Origin of the sequence: Acetobacter orientalis (genome assembly GCF_000963965.1) — a bacterium.
Classification (GTDB): domain Bacteria; phylum Pseudomonadota; class Alphaproteobacteria; order Acetobacterales; family Acetobacteraceae; genus Acetobacter; species Acetobacter orientalis.
Genome location: NZ_BAMX01000002.1, coordinates 14,691 through 33,775 on the forward strand (window position 1 = coordinate 14,691; position 19,085 = coordinate 33,775).

The 19,085-nt window shown below is 54.0% G+C and carries 17 protein-coding genes; 10 read left to right on the forward strand and 7 right to left on the reverse strand.

Going from position 1 to position 19,085, the window contains the following annotated elements; translation table 11 throughout:
* Window positions 1-252: 252 nt before the first annotated feature.
* The gene (gene nth / locus Abor_RS00595) at window positions 253-924 is read left to right on the forward strand and encodes an endonuclease III (RefSeq protein WP_048839981.1); all 672 of its coding nucleotides are present in this window, start codon (window positions 253-255) and stop codon (window positions 922-924) included.
* Window positions 925-927: 3 nt separating this feature from the next.
* Here the strand turns inward: nth and hemH are convergent, their stop codons facing one another.
* Window positions 928-1,965, reverse strand: a complete 1,038-nt coding sequence (hemH, locus tag Abor_RS00600) for a ferrochelatase (protein WP_048839903.1) — start codon at window positions 1,963-1,965, stop codon at window positions 928-930.
* A 102-nt stretch (window positions 1,966-2,067) separates the two neighbouring features.
* Complete coding sequence (locus tag Abor_RS00605) at window positions 2,068-3,132, reverse strand: A/G-specific adenine glycosylase (RefSeq protein ID WP_086552600.1); 1,065 nt, start codon at window positions 3,130-3,132, stop codon at window positions 2,068-2,070.
* 178 nt (window positions 3,133-3,310) lie between these two features.
* Here Abor_RS00605 and Abor_RS00610 point away from each other — a divergent pair, with 178 nt between their 5' ends.
* From Abor_RS00610 to holA, 7 genes are all read left to right on the forward strand, one after another.
* Window positions 3,311-3,733 carry a DUF721 domain-containing protein gene (locus Abor_RS00610; protein WP_232015234.1) on the forward strand — a complete coding sequence of 141 codons (423 nt, stop codon included), beginning with the start codon at window positions 3,311-3,313 and terminating at the stop codon, window positions 3,731-3,733.
* A gap of 130 nt (window positions 3,734-3,863) precedes the next feature.
* On the forward strand, window positions 3,864-4,100 hold the full coding sequence (locus Abor_RS00615) for a hypothetical protein (protein ID WP_048839905.1): 237 nt from the start codon (window positions 3,864-3,866) through the stop codon (window positions 4,098-4,100).
* 62 nt (window positions 4,101-4,162) lie between these two features.
* On the forward strand, window positions 4,163-5,338 hold the full coding sequence (locus tag Abor_RS00620; RefSeq protein WP_052946326.1) for a lytic transglycosylase domain-containing protein: 1,176 nt from the start codon (window positions 4,163-4,165) through the stop codon (window positions 5,336-5,338).
* Window positions 5,339-5,524: 186 nt separating this feature from the next.
* On the forward strand, window positions 5,525-6,067 hold the full coding sequence (locus tag Abor_RS00625) for a DUF3576 domain-containing protein (protein WP_084594296.1): 543 nt from the start codon (window positions 5,525-5,527) through the stop codon (window positions 6,065-6,067).
* Between the two features lie 66 nt (window positions 6,068-6,133).
* Window positions 6,134-8,773: a leucine--tRNA ligase gene (gene leuS, locus Abor_RS00630; RefSeq protein ID WP_048839907.1), complete on the forward strand. Its 2,640-nt coding sequence runs from the start codon at window positions 6,134-6,136 to the stop codon at window positions 8,771-8,773.
* Window positions 8,773-9,477: a lipoprotein gene (locus Abor_RS00635; protein ID WP_048839908.1), complete on the forward strand. Its 705-nt coding sequence runs from the start codon at window positions 8,773-8,775 to the stop codon at window positions 9,475-9,477. Before leuS ends, Abor_RS00635 begins: the two co-directional genes overlap by 1 nt.
* Before the next feature lie 26 nt (window positions 9,478-9,503).
* A complete protein-coding gene (gene holA, locus Abor_RS00640; RefSeq protein ID WP_048839909.1) occupies window positions 9,504-10,520 on the forward strand; it encodes a DNA polymerase III subunit delta in 1,017 nt (338 codons plus the stop codon).
* Between the two features lie 726 nt (window positions 10,521-11,246).
* Here holA and Abor_RS00645 read toward each other — a convergent pair.
* The 5 genes from Abor_RS00645 to Abor_RS00665 form a co-directional block, all read right to left on the reverse strand.
* Window positions 11,247-11,453: a hypothetical protein gene (locus tag Abor_RS00645; protein WP_126621285.1), complete on the reverse strand. Its 207-nt coding sequence runs from the start codon at window positions 11,451-11,453 to the stop codon at window positions 11,247-11,249.
* A gap of 242 nt (window positions 11,454-11,695) precedes the next feature.
* A complete protein-coding gene (gene pgm, locus Abor_RS00650; RefSeq protein WP_048839911.1) occupies window positions 11,696-13,342 on the reverse strand; it encodes a phosphoglucomutase (alpha-D-glucose-1,6-bisphosphate-dependent) in 1,647 nt (548 codons plus the stop codon).
* Window positions 13,343-13,545: 203 nt separating this feature from the next.
* Entirely contained in the window at window positions 13,546-15,918 is a 2,373-nt protein-coding gene (locus tag Abor_RS00655; protein ID WP_370684217.1) for a TonB-dependent receptor, read from the reverse strand.
* A 252-nt stretch (window positions 15,919-16,170) separates the two neighbouring features.
* On the reverse strand, window positions 16,171-16,548 hold the full coding sequence (locus tag Abor_RS00660) for an ArsR/SmtB family transcription factor (RefSeq protein ID WP_146855115.1): 378 nt from the start codon (window positions 16,546-16,548) through the stop codon (window positions 16,171-16,173).
* The gene (locus Abor_RS00665; RefSeq protein ID WP_048839912.1) at window positions 16,545-17,204 is read right to left on the reverse strand and encodes a peroxiredoxin; all 660 of its coding nucleotides are present in this window, start codon (window positions 17,202-17,204) and stop codon (window positions 16,545-16,547) included. Before Abor_RS00665 ends, Abor_RS00660 begins: the two co-directional genes overlap by 4 nt.
* Window positions 17,205-17,310: 106 nt before the next feature.
* Between Abor_RS00665 and Abor_RS00670 the strand changes: the two genes are divergently transcribed.
* The gene (locus Abor_RS00670; RefSeq protein ID WP_048839913.1) at window positions 17,311-18,237 is read left to right on the forward strand and encodes an MBL fold metallo-hydrolase; all 927 of its coding nucleotides are present in this window, start codon (window positions 17,311-17,313) and stop codon (window positions 18,235-18,237) included.
* A 37-nt stretch (window positions 18,238-18,274) separates the two neighbouring features.
* Window positions 18,275-19,057: a sulfite exporter TauE/SafE family protein gene (locus Abor_RS00675; RefSeq protein ID WP_048839914.1), complete on the forward strand. Its 783-nt coding sequence runs from the start codon at window positions 18,275-18,277 to the stop codon at window positions 19,055-19,057.
* The last annotated feature ends 28 nt before the right edge of the window (window positions 19,058-19,085 follow it).

A 19,085-nucleotide genomic window follows, 5' to 3' on the forward strand; every position in this document is an offset into this window, starting at 1 on the left:
ACGTTACCTCCGGCACCTGCCCTACAGGAAGCAGCACCCAAAGCCACGCCAGCTGCCCGTAGCCGCCGCACAACACAAGCGGCGGCCCCAAAGGCCACAGCACGCGCCCCAAAAAAAACTACCGGTAAAACAGCGGCTACACCCAGCACAAAAACCACAGCCAAACGGGCCAGTAACCCCAAAGCCAAAGCGGCCACACCCCGTAAAATAGCCGCAGCAGCAAAGCCAACGGCAACCCAAGCCCCGCGTGACATGAAACCAGAAGAAGTGCGCCTTTTTCTGGCAGACCTTGCTAAAGCATGGCCAAACGCCGAGACAGAATTGCTCTATTCTGACCCATTTAGCCTTTTGGTTGCTGTTGTGCTGTCTGCCCAAGCCACAGATGCATCGGTTAACCGCGTAACACCGGCTTTGTTTGCCAAAGCCCCTAATCCTGCGGCCATGGTGCAGTTAGGTGACGAAGGCGTGGGGGCGCTTATTCGCACTATTGGGTTATGGCGCAATAAAGCCAAGAATGTTGTTGAACTCTCGCGCCAATTATTGGCACGCCATAATGGGGCAGTGCCCGGCACCCGTGCCGAGTTAGAGGCCTTGGCCGGTGTAGGCCGTAAAACAGCCAATGTGGTGCTAAATGTTGCCTTTAACCAACCCACTGTGCCGGTCGATACGCATGTTTTCCGGCTGGCTAACCGTACTGGCCTTGGCCGGGGCAAAACGGTAGAAGCCGTAGAAGCCGCCCTAGAGCGCCGCATACCCACAGACATGATACGCGATTCGCACCATTGGCTTATTTTACAAGGCCGCTACGTGTGCAAAGCCCGCAAACCCGAATGCTGGCGGTGCGCTGCCACCACCCCCTGCCTGTTTCCGTCCAAAACAGAGCGGCCTGTTATTAAGCCGCCCAAAAACCCAACGTTGGTTTAAGCTTTACAGCCAGCCTGCCAGTTCTTGCCGGGCCAGTTGTTCTAGCAAGTCTATGCACGGGGTGCTGTCGTTTAGGCAGGGTATAAGCGTAAAGTGCTCACCCCCTTTGGCCATAAACTCGTCTCGCACTTCGTTGCCAATTTCGTCCAGCGTTTCAATACAGTCTGCCATAAAGCCAGGCGTAATAACGGCAATATTCTTAATGCCTTTTTCGGGCAGGGCTTCAATAAATGGCGCTGTGTAAGGTTCTAGCCACTTGGTTGGCCCAAAGCGGGACTGAAAGGTAAGCGGCAGTGTTTCTGCTGTCATGCCCATGGCCGTGCGCAGGGCCTCAATGGTGCGTACGCAATCAGCTTGGTAGCTGTCACCTTTTTCAACATAGGCTTTAGGCAACCCATGGAAGGAAGCAACAACCATTTGCGGTGGCGTAGGCAAATGCGCCAGCCCCGTGCGCAAAGAGGCCGCCAAGGCCTCAATATACGCCGGGTGGTCTGGAAAAGCTGGCAGTGTGCGCGTGGCTGGCTGGTTACGCAGGTGCATAAGAGCACGAAAAAACTGGTCGTTTGCGGTGGCGGTGGTTGTGGCACTATATTGGGGGTAAAGCGGCATAACCAAAATGCGGTCACACCCTTGCTCCATCAGGTCATGCAGGCCTTGCTTTACAGAAGGCTGGCCGTAGCGCATGGCCCACGCCACCGGTACATCATCTGCCGCAAAGCGTTGCGCCAATTGGGCAGACTGGTTGCGGGTAAACACGCGCAAAGGGCTTTGGTTGTGGGTTTTATCCCAAATGCGGTCATAGGCTTTGCCGCTTTTGCCGGGGCGCACGGTTAGCACCACACCTTGCAAAATAGGCTGCCAAAACAGTGGTGAGCCTTCAATCACCCGCCGGTCAGACAAAAATTCAGACAAATAGCGCCGCACAGAGCGGTAGCCCGTGTCATCTGGTGTGCCTAAGTTAAGCAGTAACACACCGGGGCGGCTGTTCGCCCCGGCGGCACTTTCTGGGCGTTTGCGCGGCGGAACGTGATGGAACACCATTAAAAACTTCTCCCAAACCCACGCAAAACGCGCGTTATACTAGGCCATGATACATGTATCTATAATGCGGTGCGGCTCACGCACCACATGGCTAGAACGGCTTTACCCCTCAAGAGTTTTCAAGCCTGCTTTCAAACACTTCATCATAACCGATGGTAAAGACAGGCTGGCAACCTGCCCCACGGGCGCTAAAAACCCGACCTGCCCAGCCTGGTTAGAAAAACGCTTTACCTGTGCGGCAAATACACTCACCTCAAGCGTAAAATGTGTAAAAACATGCTTAACCGTACCACAGGGCTGCCAGTCTGCGGGTACGGGGGCATGGCGCAGGGCCTCGGCTTGGGGCCATGGGGTTGTGCGCCACTCTGTGCCGGGTAGCTCGGTCATGGCGGCAAGCAGGCCGGTTTCTGGGCGTTTACGCAGCAGCACTTGGGCTGCCTCATCTACCACCAGAAAATGCACGCCATAACGCACGGGCTTAACCGCTTTTGGGGTACGCCGGGGCAGGCTTGGGGCAAGCCCCGTTTTTTGGCCCGCACAATGCCCCTGCCACGGGCACACCCCACACGCCGGAGAGCGCGGCGCACATAAAGAGGCCCCTAAATCGAACAAAGCCTGCGCAAAGTCAGACGGGCGGGCTTGCGCGGCTTTGCCCTCGTTTAACTGTGCACCAAGCTGGGCCAGTGTTTTACGGGCGGCTGGCAGGGGGGCTTCTATGGCAAACAGGCGGGCGGTAATACGCTCTACATTGCCATCAACCGGCACCACGGGCACACCAAAAGCAATGGCGGCTACGGCTGCGGCCGTGTAAGCCCCAATACCGGGTAGGGTAAGCAGCCCTTCTACCGTATGAGGAAAGCCCCCCAAAGCCACCACCTGTTGGGCACACGCATGCAGGTTACGCGCGCGGGAGTAGTAGCCAAGCCCGGCCCACGCCGCTAACACGGCATCACGCTCAGCGCTGGCGAGGTCTTGCACGGTTGGAAATTTTTCCAAAAACCGATGATAATACGGCCCCACCGCTTTAACCGTTGTTTGCTGAAGCATGATCTCGCTCAGCCAGACATGGTAAGGGTCTGCGCTCTGGCCGGGGCCGGAGCGCCACGGTAGAACACGCCGGTGGCGGTCGTACCAGTCGAGCAGTAAATGGGCGGGCGGTATTTTCACGGAGGACGTTATGGCGAAGGACACACGCTCCGGCAAGGTTGGCGCACGCACAGGCAGCACAGCGCCCAGTGCACGCACCACGCCGCCGGGCACAAAAGCTGCCCCCAAAACAACGCGGGGCAAAACTGGCGCCACACCACCGCCAGAGCCCCCCAAACGCGCCTTAACGGCCCGCAGCTTGGCAGCCTTATTGCCAGCAGTTACGGCCCCTGCTTTCCGCCGCCGCTCACCCGCCAGTGTGCAGGTCTTTACCGACTGGGCCGATATTGTAGGCCCCGCCCATGCCGCCGTAACAACCCCAAGCAAACTCAGTGCTGGCACTTTAACCATTGCCTGTGCTGGGCCCGTGGCTATGGAATTGCAACATTTAAGCGATGCCCTTGTGGCGCGTATTAATACGTGGTGTGGGCATGGCCTTGTGGCGCGTTTGCGCTTTGTACAAGACCCGCAGGCAGGCATAAGGCTGGCAGCTCCTAAACGCCTCGCGCCCTCTCTACGCCCTAACCCGCAATGCACTGTGCCCGATATGGAAGAAAGCCCCCTACGCGCGGCCCTTGAGGCCTTGGGAGCACGCATTTTACAAGAAAAACAGAAGCGCTAAACGGCACAAACAAGAGCCTGCTCACGCCCCTTCGGGCCACAGCTAAAAAAGGGCTGCATCTTTAAAATGACACATTGGTAATGTTTTCGAGCACCCAGATGTTTTTTACTGAGGTGAGTTTTCATTGCCTATGTCTCTTGTCAAATACCCGCTGTTTCAAAGCGCTGCGGCCCGCCGCACCGTGCATAGACACGGGGCCAACTGTATATCCGACCTCTGTTTTTTAGAGGAATGGGCATCAGGCCGGGCAGAAAGTTCGGCTGCTAATATTTTGCGAGCAAGCCAAATACGGCGCACCAACCCAACCCTTGTGCAAGAAATAGACCGTACCCTGCCAGCAAGCATACCCCCACGCAGGCATAGCTGAACGGTACAGCCCAACACAGACCATGATTGCATCTACCCCGCAACACAGGCACATAGTCTGGTATGGACACAGTGTTCGGAAAAATGCGCAAAGCCACCGCCAAACGGCAAGCCACAACGGGACTTTACCTGGGGCTACTGGCAACACTGGCGGCCTGTGCCAACCAACCTGCCCGCACCACGCATACCGCTGCCGCCGGGGCCTCTGTTAATCATTGGAGCGGCTATATTCAGGAAGCCTCCAACCGGTTTTCTATTCCACAATCCTGGATCCGGGCTGTCATGCAGCAGGAGTCGGGGGGGCACCAATACTTACATGGCCGCAAAATACGCTCGGTGCATGGGGCGGTGGGGCTTATGCAAATAAAACCCGACACCTATTCTGAGCTTGCCCAGCGCTATAGCCTAGGCTCAGACCCCTACGACCCCCACGATAATATTATGGCTGGCAGCGGGTATATTCGCGAGCTTTACGATCGCTTTGGCTCGCCCGATTTTTTGGCCGCGTATAACTGCGGCCCACAATGTGCAGAAAACCACCGGTCTAAAGGCACGGCCCTACCCGGCTATGCCAAAGCCTATATGGCAGCCATTAGCCTCCACTTAAACGACCCCGTACCGGGCCTAATGCAACCCACACAGCTTGCCTATGCCCCAGCCCCTACACCCCCAGTTACCGTTGTGGCTGATACCTATGGCCCAGCGGCTGACCCACCACGCAGCTACAACCAGCAAAATTTTGCTACAGGCGCACAACCCGCAGGCACCGCCCCCCCTTTAGACGATGAGGACTTAAGCCCCCCAACCCCTTACGGTGGGGCCGCAAATTCTGCCGGGGCTATAACAGTGGCTAACGCGCAACCCACAGCAAGCCCGCAACGCCCTTATTACGCATACCAACAGCCCAACAACGCCCCAGCTTATACGGCCCCCACCCCCCAAAGCACATGGCGGCCTACTGCCCCGGTTGGCACACTGGCCAGCAGCACGGGGGGGGCCGCCATTCAAATTGGTGCGTTTTCAACGCAGGCGCGGGCTATACGGGCGGCTTCTTTGGCAAGGCGGTCTTCTACCGCTTTGGCCAATGCTGTTAGCCAGATTGACCGTATTGCACCCTCTGGCAACAGCCACCCCGTATGGCGCACACGGCTTGCGGGGCTACCCGCCCAGCAAACAAGCGCCATTTGTGCAACGCTACGCCAACAGGGGCTGTCTTGCGTGCCAGTGGCCACCCCTTAGGCAGCCCATTTACCCCGTACCCAGTGCCGTGCGGCAGAATGCAAGCAGACGCTTGGCGTAACTGCCCCGACAGGATATGTAAGATACTCGACACCCGTGACCCACATACCGGTTCCTGACCCAAGGCAGAACAAAGGCAGGACTGGGAAGATCGACGCCACGCGCCGAAGGAGCCGTACCGACACCATGCCACGTCGTCTCATGCCCCGCCGCCCAGCCTCTGGTTCTAGCGCGTGCCGTATGCGCGGGGCCTCATCATGGCTTTCCGCTACGGCTCTGCTTAGCCTTACCTTGTTGTCTGCCTGTTTTGGTGGCCCCAAGTCCAGCAGTGACCTGACAGCCCCCCGCAACCACCTGCTTGCAGAAGACCGTGGTGCTTCTGGCGGTGAAGACACCCTTAAGGGTGGCGTTAACGCCTATCTCTGGCGCGCCACGCTAGATACGCTGTCTTTTATGCCTGTTGCCACAGCCGATGCTGAGGGCGGCATTATTCTGACAGACTGGTACACCCCACCAGCCACACACGATGAACGCTTTAAAATTACCGCCTTCATTCTTGACCGCCGCCTGCGCTCAGACGCACTGCGCCTGTCTGTTTTTAGGCAAGCCAAACAAGACGGCGAATGGGTAGATACCCCAACCGCTGGCAATACCGGGTCTGACATTGCAGCCCGCATTCTCTCCCGCGCACGCAAACTGCGCGCAGACAACGGCAACCGGGACGACTAACCGCCCCGGCTTTTGCCGCTGCCTCAAAATGACTTGCCTTTCCATACCCTGACCTGCACGAGTTCCATGACACAGCCTGCCAACACGCCCGCCACCCCGGCTACGCCTACCTTGTCCTACGATTTTGATAGCGTGGAGCCACGCTGGCAAAAAGCGTGGGAGCAGGCCAATGTCTTTACCGTGCCAGACGTACCCCCAGCAGACCGCCCCAAATACTACGTGCTGGAAATGTTTCCCTACCCCTCTGGCCAGCTCCATATGGGCCATGTGCGCAACTACGCACTGGGTGATGTTGTAGCCCGCTACAAACGGGCCCGTGGCTATGCTGTGCTGCACCCAATGGGGTGGGACGCCTTTGGCCTGCCAGCTGAAAACGCAGCGCGTGAACGTGGCGTACACCCACAGGAATGGACACTTAACAATATTGCCGCCATGCGCACCACATTGCAGCGCCTTGGCTTTTCCCTCAACTGGGATCGGGAAATTGCAACCTGCCTGCCAGACTATTACGGCAAGCAGCAAAAACTGTTTTTAGACTTTTTGGCAGGCGGCCTTGTTGAGCGGCGCGAAAGCTGGGTCAACTGGGACCCCGTAGACCAGACCGTGCTGGCGAACGAGCAGGTGGTTGATGGCTGTGGTTGGCGCTCTGGCGCCCCCATTGAAAAGAAAAAACTTTCACAGTGGTTTCTCAAAATTACAGATTTTGCAGAAGACCTGCTTGAAGGGCTAAAAAGCCTAGACCGCTGGCCAGACCGCGTGCGCACCATGCAAGAACGCTGGATTGGCCGCTCTGAAGGCGCACATATTCGCTTCTCGCTGCACCAACCACCAGCCGGGCTCGATACCAACCTCAACGCGGTTGAAGTCTTTACCACGCGCCCAGACACGCTCTTTGGCATGTCGTTTCTGGCTATTGCGCCAGACCACCCGCTGGCAGCTTGGGTTGCAGAACACAACAAAGATGCCGCCGAATTTGTCGCTGAATGCCGCCGCCTTGGCACATCGGTTGAAGCCGTTGAAACCGCCGAAAAACGCGGCTTTGATACGGGCCTGCGGGTCAACCACCCCTTCCTTGATGCCAGCTTCCCGATCTGGATCGCCAATTTTGTGCTGATGGATTACGGTACCGGCGCTCTGTTTGGCTGCCCATCAGGCGACCAACGCGACCTTGATTTTGCCCACAAATACAACCTGCCCGTAACAGCCGTAGTGCTACCCGCAGGCAAAGACGTGGCAGACTTTGCCATTACCAAAAACGCCTTTACCGGCCATGGCACCCTGATTAACTCCGGCTTTTTAGATGGGCTGAGCACACAAGATGCCCGGCGCGAAGCCATTGCCCGCCTTGAAGGTATGGGCGTTGGCAAAGGGGTTACCAACTGGCGCCTGCGCGACTGGGGTGTTTCCCGCCAACGCTACTGGGGCTGCCCTATTCCGGTTATTCATTGCGATAGCTGCGGCGCGGTTGCCGTACCAGATGACCAACTGCCAGTTAAACTGCCAGAAGATGTTACGTTTGATAAACCGGGCAACCCACTAGATCACCACCCAACATGGAAGCACGTTAACTGCCCCAAATGCGGTAAACCTGCCACGCGTGAGACAGATACTTTCGACACATTTGTCGATAGTTCTTGGTACTTTGCCCGCTTTACCGCCCCCCATGCACAAACCCCCACCGTGCGCGACGCAGCCGATGGCTGGCTGGCAGTAGACCAATATATTGGCGGTATTGAGCACGCTATTTTGCACCTGCTTTATGCGCGCTTCTTTACCCGTGCCATGCAAAAAACTGGCCATCTTGATGTGCGCGAACCCTTTGCCGGGTTGTTTACGCAAGGCATGGTCAGCCACGAAAGTTACAAAGACGCAGCAGGCAACTGGCTCTACCCAGAAGAAGTAGAACGCAAAGGTGACAGCACCGTTAAGCGCGGCACAGAAGAACCTGTGAACGTTGGCCGTGTTGAAAAAATGTCCAAGTCCAAACGGAACACGGTGGCCCCAGTGGCCATTATTGAACGCTTTGGCGCTGATACCGCACGGTGGTTTGTACTGTCTGACAGCCCACCAGAGCGCGATATGGAATGGACAGAAGCAGGGGTTGCCGGTGCGGCACGCTTTGCCCAGCGCCTGTTCCGTCTTGTGCGCACAGTTGCCGAGTCTGTGCCAGCACAGCCAAGCTGCCCAGCAGACCTAACCCCACAGGCAGATGCCCTGCGCCGCGCGACACACCGCACTATTGCCGCTGTAACCGAAGCACTTGAAGGCTTTGCCATTAACGTGGCCGTGGCGCGTATTCATGAGCTGACATCTGCCCTGGCCGATGCTGAAAAAACAGCCGATGCCACTGGTATGGGCTTTGCCCGCCGTGAAGCCGCCCGCACCCTGTGCCTGCTGTGCGCCCCCATGATGCCCCACTTGGCAGAAGAAATGTTTGCCCAGCTTGAGCCGGGCAGCACCATGGTGGTTGAACAACCTTGGCCAGAAGCAGACCCAAGCCTGCTGGCTGCAACACAAGTCACTATTGCCGTGCAAATTATGGGCAAATTGCGTGGCACAATTGAAGCCGCCCCCGATGAAGACAAAGACGCCGTGGTCGCCCGCGCTGAAGCCGAGCCTAACGTAGCCCGGTTGCTCGAGGGCAAGCGTATTGTCAAACGGGTGCATGTGCCCAACCGCATTGTTAACTTTGTAACGGCAGGCTGATGCATAAAACCCGCTCTTTTCGGTCTTGGGTCGCTTTTTCTCTTACTGCGCTGCCTTTGCTGGCACTCCCTGCAACCTTAAGCGGCTGCGGCTTTCGCCCGCTTTATGGCACACAGGGCGCAGCCGGAGAAAAAGCACCAGAAGACGAACTGCGGCGGGTGTATGTTGCCAACATTCCTGAACGGACTGGCCAGTTGGTGCGCCTTGCCCTGCAAGAAAGAATGGCTGGCGCTGGCCCAGAAAACCCAGACGGTTACACCCTGCGCGTAACCCCCGCAGTGGGTGAAGAATATATTGATATTCATGGCGACAACACATCTGGCCGTGTGCGCACCAACGCACATGCGCATTGGGCGCTCTATACCGTAGCGCAAGAGCCTGTGTTGCTCGCCCAAGGGGATGCCTCCGATATGGACGGCTACACAAACACCTTCGAGCAATATTTTGCGCAATCTCTCAACCGCGAAACCGTTGTAGCCCGCGTGGCCCAAGCTTTGGCCGAGCAGATTACGCAGCAGGTTTCTATCTGGTTCCGTACCCACACCCAAGCGGCCATTAAGCGTGATGAAGGGCCAAAATCTTACTACCCTGCCCCCAGCGCCATACCAGATTCTGAAGGCATTGCCCCAATGGACCAAGAAGGGGCAGATGCCATACCTAATATGGCAACCGGGCGCGATACCCCCAATGCCGGGAGCCTGTAAGCCACACGGCCTAGCAGGAGCACCCCATGAAAATTGATAACCGCTCGCTCTCCCGTGTAACCAAAGACCCCGGAAGCTGGCGTGTTATTCTTTTACATGGTGAAGATACAGGCCTTATACGCGAGCGTGCCCAAGACGCTACCCGCCAAATTGCAGGCACAACAGACGACCCCTTCCGTGTCGCCGTGCTGGATAAAGAAACCCACGACCGGTTGGAAGAAGAGGCCCTTGCTCTCTCGCTCATGGGGGGGCGCAGGGTTGTGCGTGTGCGCGATGCATCAGACACACTCTTAAAAGCCGTAACCACTGTATTGGAAACCACAACCGACACATTGGTTATTTTAGAAGCGCCCAGCCTGCCCTCTCGCTCCAAGTTGCGCAGCCTGCTTGAAAAACGGCCCGATTGCGCAAGCGTTGGCTGCTACCCAGAAGAAGGCCGCACCCTTGAGGGCACCATTACCCAAATGCTGGCCGCCCATAAGGTACGCATAGCACCAGACGCCCTGCACTGGCTTACGGGCCGTTTAGGGGCAGACCGCAGTGCCGCCCGCAGCGAAGTTGAAAAACTTGCACTTTACGCCAATGACAGCGGCACCTTGAGTTTAGAAGACGCCCACGCCTGTATAGGAGACGCTGGAAGCGTATCGTTAGAAGATGCCGCTTTTGCCGCCACAGAAGGCCGCCGGGCTGAGGCCGACCTTGCCATAGAGCGCGCCTTAACTGAGGGCATTAGCCCCATTGCCATTGCCCGCGCGTTTTTGAACCACCTGCACCGCTTGCGCCGTGTAAGAGCCGCCATGGCAGACGGTGAAAGCAAAAGCGATGCCATAAAAGCGCTAAAGCCGCCTGTATTTTTTAAACGTACCGCAGGGTTTAACCGCGCCCTAGAGCTATGGCCCCTACCCGCTTTGAGCGATGCCCTGCAAGAAACCCAAGCCCTTGAGTTGTCTTGCAAGCAAACTGGCGCGCCAGACCAGCTTTTATGCAAGCGGTATGTGGCCACCCTTTGTGGCAAAGCTGCACGGGCTGCAAAACGCTATTAGCGCGGCAGTTCTGGCCCCTTGCCCCTGCAAGCTATTTTAGTATAAGCACATCTTGTGTGTCCGCGTAGCTCAGCAGGATAGAGCACAGGATTCCTAATGCAATTGGGCGCCATGGCGGGAAACCTCATGGTGTATCCGCTCAAATTCGGGGAACGCTCTGGCCTTTCTTTAGGCCGTGCCAATCCCGAGCCAAGCTGCCTTTAGGGGCAGAAGGTGTAGAGACTGGATGGGCGGTGCCTACGGGCCATGTGCCTAGGGCAAAGGGACAGTCCAGACCACGAACACCCCCTGCTTACGCAGCCGGGTGGCGGTGAAAGCCGAAGTGGTATGAATCCTGGGGCCGTGGGTTCGAATCCCGCCGCGGACATACCCCCTTTTCTATAAATTTTACCTTATGGCGCACGAGGGTCTTTATAATTGGCACGCAAGACACCCACTCTTGCCAGCCGTTGCCTACACGTGAGTTTGCAAAAGGGTAAAACCTCACAAACCAACCCAAATTGGCATGGTTTAACTCAGGAATTGCAGCACCCTATTTGAGAATGTCCCGACCCATTCTCTGAATATTAGGGTGTAATGGAAGAAGTCATGTCCCAAAAAATAAGAGTATGCGCAGCCTAACGCGGCGCTATAACCCCCACCCCAAGTTTCCATAAAAAAAGAGCCTTGCTTACTGCAAGACTCTTTGCCGAAAAAACCGCTTATCGTGTTCTAGAGGCAGCCTATTTAGGCTGTTTCGTCTTCACGCTGGGCCACAACGCACGCTGCATATTCCGACCCTTCTGATGCAACACAGGCCGCTTTAGCTTCAGAATAGCCTGTAGCCTGCAAAATATTCTTTTTAAGCCCCACAAAAGCTGATGAACCGTCCCACATGATGCACACGGCAAAGAGCGTAAGAATTAGGGTTGCCATGACACTTAAGGACTTCATCGGGCTCCTCACATTGCGGAAACATTAACAGCAGTAAACAATTCAAAACGTAATAATCTGATTCGTAGGGGCAGGCAATCTGTTTTTTATACAAATGCGTGCCCACTCATGCGTATTCAAAATAGGGTTTAGACCCCCTCTTGAAAAGCATAGTAACGCATTTACCCACTCCATGCGCCTCAAAACCAAGTGAGGCCCCAATGGCCCGCGCTTTAACCGCTGCGGGCCAGAGTAAACACCCTTTAGACAGAGAGCACTTTATTAATAACCGTCTGTGCTTCTTCCTGAATTTCTTTCAAATGTTCAGGGCTTTTAAAGCTTTCTGCATAAATTTTATACACATCTTCTGTACCAGAGGGGCGCGCAGCAAACCACCCATCGCGCGTGGTCACTTTTAGGCCCCCAATGGCAGCACCATTGCCGGGCGCTTTGGTCAGCTTAGCGGTAATGGCCTCACCTGCCAGCGTATCACCGGGGTACTGCTCGGGGGAGAGTTTAGAAAGACGTGCTTTTTGTTCCGGCGTGGCGGCGGCATCTATGCGCTGATAATAAGGTGTACCCAAGCGTGCAATCAGTTCGTGGTAATGCTGGCTGGGGTTTTTGCCGGTTTTCGCCGTAATTTCAGCGGCCAGTAGGCTTAAAATCAGGCCATCTTTATCTGTTGTCCACACTGTACCATCGCGGCGCAGGAAGGTCGCCCCGGCACTTTCTTCCCCCCCAAACCCCAAAGAGCCATCAATAAGGCCGGGTACAAACCACTTAAGGCCAACGGGTACTTCTACCAGTTTACGCCCCAGTTCAGCAGCAACACGGTCTATCAGGCTGCTGCTCACCAGTGTTTTGCCAATACCTAGGTCTTTTTTCCATTCTGATCGGTTTTGGTAGAGGTAGAAAATAGCCACAGCCAAATAATGGTTGGGGTTCATCAGCCCATCAGGCTGGGCCACAATGCCGTGGCGGTCTGCGTCTGTATCGTTCGCAAAAGCTACATCAAATTTCTGCCCCATAGAAATAAGCCGCGCCATGGCATAGGGCGATGAGCAATCCATACGAATCTGGCCGTCCCAATCGGCTGTCATAAAGCCAAACTGGGGGTCAACTTCTGTGCTCACAATGGTGGCGTTCAGGCCATACTGCTCAACAATACGCTGCCAGTAACCAACAGCCGCCCCCCCTAGCGGGTCTATGCCAATTTTAACGCCAGCGGCCCGAATGGCCTCCATATCAATAACCGAGGCAAGGTCTGCCACGTAAGGCGTTACAAAATCATACTTGGTAATGCAGGGATGCTGTATGGCGGTATCGTAAGCAAGGCGTTGCACATCTTGCAGGCCGTTTGCCAAAAACTCATTGGCCATATCCTGTATGGCTTTGGTTATGGCTGTATCGGCCGGGCCACCGTGGGGGGGGTTATATTTAAACCCACCATCGCTTGGCGGGTTATGAGAGGGGGTAACCACAATGCCATCAGCAAGGCCTGTGGTACGGCCTTTGTTGTAAGCCAAAATAGCGTGGGAAATAACCGGCGTGGGCGTGTAACCACCACTTTGGTCGATATGCACTTTAATGCCGTGTGCCGCCAGTACCTCAAGCGCTGTACGCTGTGCCGGGGCAGACACAGCGTGGCTATCAATGCCTAAAAACAGCGGGCCATCGATGCCCTCGGCTTTGCGGTAGCGGGCAATGGCTTCACACATTGCCAGAATATGGTTTTCGTTAAAACTGGTGTGCAAAGGCGAGCCACGGTGCCCAGATGTACCAAACGCCACACGCTGGGTTGCAACAGCAACGTCTGGTTTACGATCATAATAGGCTGCCAGCAGGGCAGGAATATCAACCAAATCTGCTGAAGGTAACTGCTTGCCTGCCAATGGGCTGATCTTAACCATATGCTCTGCAATCCTCGCCAGTCTGTGGGAATGGTATGAAACGCCCATACCAAACACCCTATCCCGCTGCTAATCCAGCCCTTTTGCACACAGGCAGGCTTGCACTAGCAAACGCAGGGAAGAAACATGACGACAGAAAGTGGAGAAAATCAGGCAGGTAAAAGAACATAAGGGGGCAATGCCCCTTATGCCCGCGCATTATTTTAGTAAGCTACGCTGACTTCACCCAAGAACATACGCCCAGCAGACGGTGTTGCCCGGTTTGAAAACAGGCTTTGGTAATTCAAACGGTTGGCAAGATTGTAACCGTTCATTGAAATTTTCCAATGCTCATTAAAGCGATGAGAAATAACAGCGCTAAAATCTAGGTTAGCGGGCACCCGTGCCGTATTACCTGCATCCAGCCACACACCCTGCCGCCATGTTAAGCCACCACCAAAAGCAATGTTGTAAGGCTTAGTTGGAAAGGCATTATAAACAGACCACAACGTAGCCTGATTATGCGGCACATATTGCACTTTTTTACCAACATTTGCCGCCGTGCCAGACGCCAGCGTGCTGCTGTCATACAGAGCATACGTGGCGCTCACGTTCCAACCGGGTAGAATAATACCCCCTACAGAAAGCTCTAACCCCTGGTTGCGCTGCCGGTCTGAAGAACCCTGTGCCTCCCCCGTTACGGGGTCCATATTAATGGCATTGCCTTTATCAAGCCTGAACAGAGAAATGGTGGCCCCTAAGCGGTCATGTAAAATGCTGTATTTAGCCCCCACTTCGTAAAGCTGAGATTTTTCAGGGCTGGCAAAAGAATTGGTGCCGGGCCGAATAGGCACAGACCCGTTGGTAACATACATACCCATAGGCGTGGTTGAGCTGGCCCACGTAAAGTAATAGGTCTGGTGCTCATCTGGTGTGGCAATAAGGCTAACGTTAGGGTTAAAAACGTTTGATGTATCTTTTAAGTGAATATCTGGGTTTTTAGAAACATCGCCCCCGGTCATGTTATAGGCGGTTTTCCACCTATCCCACCTAAAACCACCTTTAACAGAAAGCCATTTTGTAAACCAAATCTGATCGAACAGGAATATACCTGTATCAAACCCATACCCATTACTATGGGACTTGGCACCCAGTGCCCCAAGGCTTACAAGCCCAGCGGTGTTTGAGTCTCCGGGCACCAAATTCAAATCCCCCACGTAAGGGTTAGGGTTTACCAAATTGGCGTATGGCTTGTTGCGCGTATAGGTTGATTGAGAACGTACATCGTTCACGCGTTCAATATCAAAACCTGCTACAACCTGATGCTTCAAGAAGCCGGTATTAAAATCGGCCACCATTGTTGCAACATTTTGTACAGACCAGCTTTTTTGTTCATAGGGCAATGGCGCCATGCTGCTGCCGGGGTATGGGCCTGTGGCATTACCAGCCCCTTTAGGCCCAGCACGGGCAACCCATGCTTCCTTCCCGCTAAAATAATTTGCTGTACATGTTGCGTCACACGTGGCTTTAGAGGCGGCAAATGTGCGGTAATATTCACCACCGCGCAAATCATCATAAAATGTAATATGTTTGTTTAACTTATAGCTAAACCGCGCAGTTTCCATATTGTCGTTTGTAGCGTTTTGGTCGCTGTCTGTGCCGTACCAGTTTGTACGGCGAATCCCGTATTCGGTAATTGGGCCACTACTACTATTCCCCGGTTTTTTAACAACAGGCACACCAAAATCTGGCACAGAATTTTCTTGCTGGTGCATATACTGCAAAATAAGCGTTGCCCGTTTGCCAAGACCAAACGCAAGAGAAGGCGCTACCCCCCAACGGTGCGAATAGATGTAGTCACGCCCTACAACGTTGTGCTCATCACCCATGCCAGTAATACGGAAGGCTGTTGAGTCGTTAATTTTTTGGTTAAAATCGAGTGTGCCACGGTAGTAGCTGCCAGACCCACCGCTAAATTCAGCCGCGTAACGGTTTTTAAGTGTTGGGGCTTTGGTAACCATATTAATGGCACCACCAGTTGTGCCATTACCAAACACTTCTGAAGATGGGCCTTTAATAACCGAAACAGAATCAAAATTAAAAGAGTCTCGAGAATAAACCCCAAAATCTCTTAACCCATCTTCATAAATATCATTCTGAGCTTGAAAACCACGGATAAGAAACTGGTCGCCATTCATGCCGCCAGCCCCTTCCCCAATAGACGCTGTTACACCGGGCACGTTACGCAAAGCCTCATCGAGAGACTTAACATTTTGCTGACGCATAAGGGCTTGGGGCACAACGTTAATATTTTGAGGCGTATGCATAACATCTTGCGGCATACGCGACAGGCCAACAGACTGGTGCATGGTGTTAAACCCATGCCCGCTAACGGTCAGGCGTTCTTCATCTGTTGAGGCAATATCTGTTTTATTAGAAACAACTTTGTTTGGAAGACGTGCATTTTTCGAATTACGCTTTTTATGCCCATCTGGCGTATCAGACTTTGGCGTAATAGCCGCCATAGCCTGTGTAGACAGCAAAATAGCGCCCATAACGGAAAGGGGTGCAAAATACACCCTGTAAACTCTGCTCATGCACATGCCCCAACACAGAAAGAATAGTAGGGAGGGCAATACAGGAAATAATAATCGTTCGCAATTACAGGTTGCGTAATCTTATAACGGAATATGGGCATTGCATGCCAACTGTATCATTATTGACACAATACCCTTTATCCCAAAGGCCATACACAGGCAGCCTTTTCCAGCACAAATGTTTTGAATTTTGTTTTTAAAAAGAGATTTTAAATACCAGAACTATTCGGGGGTGTAAGAATAAAGGCAAACCTAGCCCCCCCCTTCGGTTTGGGTTTTGGGTTTTGCTAAACTCGCCTGCCCTTTGGCTATCCGTTGCGCTAAAGGCAACCCTGCTTTGTCTTCTCGCAATAAGCCAATAAGCGCTTTTGCCCGCAATATTTCTTCTTCATTCGCCAAGCTATAATAAATGGCGCGAGATTCCCGGCGGGGTACAACAATATCTGCCCGGCGCAATGTGCCTAGTTGCTGGCTAAGCGTAGGTTGGCCAATACCCGTTTTGGCCTCTAGCTCACTTACGGCTAGGGGGCCACCCAACAAAGCATCAACAATAATAAGGCGTTGTGGCTGGGCAAACAGTTTAAGGCGCTCAACCAGCTGCTTGGCTTCATCAAAAGAGAGCGGCATTATACACCACGCTCAGCAGCGGGGGGCATAAACCACGCAGGGCCAGCCGCGGCAACACCCTGCTGTGTTAACGGCACTTGGGGCATACCCGCCTGCCCCGGCTGCCAGCCTTCTGGCAACAGCACGCCCTCTTGCGCGGCAAATTGCAGCGCCGCCACAAGCCGCAACAACTCTTTAACAGAGCGCCCAACGGCAGGAGGGTACCATGTAAGCGCCTGCACCACACCATCTGGATCAATGACATATACCGCTCTTACCGTCACACTGCTTTCGGCCGCAGCATCCAACATGCCGTAAGCCCGGGCCACAGACATAGACGGGTCTTCAATAATCGGGAAAGGAATCGTAACGCCAAACTGCTCCCGAATGGCCTCTACCCACGCAAGGTGTGACGGCAGACTATCTACAGACAGCCCAATAAGCGCACAATTTAACGCCTTAAACTGTGGCTCTGCCTGTGCAAGAGCAATAAACTCGCTTGTGCAGACTGGCGTAAAATCTGCTGGGTGCGAAAACAGCAAGACCCAATGCCCCCGCAAAGCACTTAAGGTAAGCTCACCTTGCGTGGTACGCGCCACAAAATCTGGGGCAACATCACCAATCTGTAGAATGGCGCGCGTATGGGAAAGAGGGCAGGATTGCTGAATGCTGTCGGTCATACTCCGCTTGTAAGCGAATCACGGTTCTTGACGCAATACGGTTTCGCATTTAATGAAGTATGAAATACAGAGTTAAATTAAATCTTAAACTATAAGGACGCCAAAGATGACGGATTCGCCTCTGGCTACAGCAACAGCCCAGATTCTGCGTGCCGAGCAACAGCCCGGGCAGAAACCCGTTATAAAAACCTTCTTTGATGAAGCGACCTTTACCGCCAGCCATGTGGTGCATGACCCACAAACCAAAACCGCCGCCATTATAGACAGCGTGCTTGATTATGAGGCATCGTCAGGGCGCACCTCTCATGCCACGGCAGAGCAGATTGTTGCCTACGTAAAGGCCGAAGGCCTGAGCGTTGCTTGGCAGCTTGAAACCCACGCCCACGCAGACCACCTTTCTGCCGCACCATGGCTACAAGAGCAGGTGGGCGGCAAATTGGGCATTGGTGCAGCCATTACGCATGTGCAAAAGGTTTTTGGTAAAATCTTTAACGCAGGCACACAATTTGCGCGTGATGGCTCACAGTTTGACCACCTCTTTCACGATGGTGAAACTTTTAAAATTGGCGCGCTAGAGGCTATCGCCTTGCACGTACCCGGCCACACCCCAGCCGATATGGCCTTTATTATTGGTGATGCCGCCTTTATTGGCGACACACTTTTTATGCCAGACTACGGCACCGCCCGCGCAGACTTTCCGGGCGGTGATGCCCGCATGCTGTACCGCTCTATTCATCGCCTTTTAAAGCTACCGTGCGCAACACGCCTTTTCTTGTGCCATGACTACAAAGCCCCCGGACGCGACACATTTGCATGGGAAACAACGGTTGGCGCAGAGCGCGCCCACAATATTCATGTACATGAAGGCGTTACAGAAGACAGCTTTGTGCAAATGCGCACAACACGAGATGCCACCCTCTCTCTTCCAACGCTTATTATGCCTTCTGTACAAATTAATATTCGGGGTGGCCATATGCCCGAGCCTGAAGATAACGGCGTAAGTTACATCAAAATACCCATTAATACGCTCTAACGTTTTTCTTCTCTCTTTTTACAGTCAGGTTCTCAGCATGTCCGCAGCACTTTTTCATACAGGGTTAGAACTTTTCTCTGGCGTGCTGGTTGGCTTTACATTGGGGCTTATTGGTGGGGGCGGCTCTATTCTTGCTGTGCCCCTCATGGTGTATTTAGTTGGTGTTTCAAACCCCCATGTTGCTTTGGGTACTAGCGCCTTAGCTGTTGCAGTTAATGCCTTGGTAAGCCTTGCACAACACGCCCGCGCCCATACCGTAAAATGGCGTTGCGCCAGCATTTATGCCTCTACCGGTATAGTGGGCGCTTTTGCCGGTGCCGCTGCCGGCAAGGCGGTCGATGGGCGGCACCTTCTGCTATGTTTTGCCATACTCATGATTGGCGTTGGCATTATTATGCTTAAAGGCCGCCGCAACGAAGGTTGCCCCGGCGCAAGCTGTAACCGGCACAATGCCGGAAAAGTAGCAGGCTATGGGTTGGGCACCGGCCTGCTTTCAGGTTTTTTTGGCATAGGCGGCGGGTTTCTGATTGTACCCGGCCTTATAGCCTCAACTGGCATGCCTATCTTAAATGCTGTTGGTACATCTCTTGTTGCTGTCTCAGCTTTTGGGTTAAGCACAGCCGTAAGCTATATGCTTTCAGGCTATATAGACTGGCAACTTGCCGGGCTGTTTATTCTGGGGGGTGCTGCAGGTAGCGTAGTAGGCATACGCACAGCCCGACACATGGCAAAATCTAAAGGGAGCTTAACCACCTTCTTTGCCATCGTTATTTTTGCCGTTGCCATTTACATGATCTGGCAAGGACTCCGCTCCCTCTAATACAATACTTACAAAAATTATTAAATTA